Source organism: Streptomyces poriticola, assembly GCF_036689765.1.
GTDB classification, from domain to species: Bacteria; Actinomycetota; Actinomycetes; order Streptomycetales; family Streptomycetaceae; genus Streptomyces; species Streptomyces poriticola.
On the sequence record NZ_JBAGKH010000102.1, the window covers coordinates 1 to 607 of the forward strand.

The following is a 607-nucleotide window of genomic DNA, read 5'->3' on the forward strand; positions in this document are numbered from 1 at the left end:
GCTGATCGCCACGTACGGCCAGGACCGCCCGGCCGACCGGCCGCTGTGGCTGGGCTCGGTGAAGTCCAACATCGGCCACACCCAGGCCGCCGCCGGCGCCGCCTCGATCATCAAGATGGTCATGGCCCTCGACCAGGGCCTGCTGCCCCGCACCCTGCACGTGGACGAGCCGTCCTCCCGTATCGACTGGGAGGCCGGGGCCGTCTCGCTGCTCACGGAGGACGTGCGGTGGCCGGCGCTCGACCGGCCGCGCCGTGTCGGCATCTCCTCCTTCGGCATCAGCGGCACCAACGCCCATGCCGTACTGGAGGAGGCTCCGCCCGTCGAGGCGGACGAGGAGAACGAGGACCGGGACGACGCCACACCGGCGGGCGTCGTCCCGTGGGTGATCTCCGCCCGGACCGCGGAGGCGCTGCGCGCCCAAGCACGACAGCTGCGTGAATACGTCGATCAGCGGCCGGACCTGGACACCGCGGCGGTCGCCCACGCGCTGGCCACGACCCGCTCCGCGTTCGAGCACCGCGCGGTCGCCCTGGGCGGCAGCACCGGCGAACTCCTCAAGGCCCTCGACGCCCTCGCTCAGGGGGAGCCCTCACCCCACCTCGTG

General features: G+C 73.5%; 1 protein-coding gene. It reads left to right on the forward strand.

All coding sequences use genetic code 11. The features are described 5' to 3' along the window. Nucleotides 1-607: ketoacyl-synthetase C-terminal extension domain-containing protein (locus tag V5O46_RS31630; protein ID WP_332888176.1), on the forward strand; the 607-nt coding region annotated here is incomplete at both ends.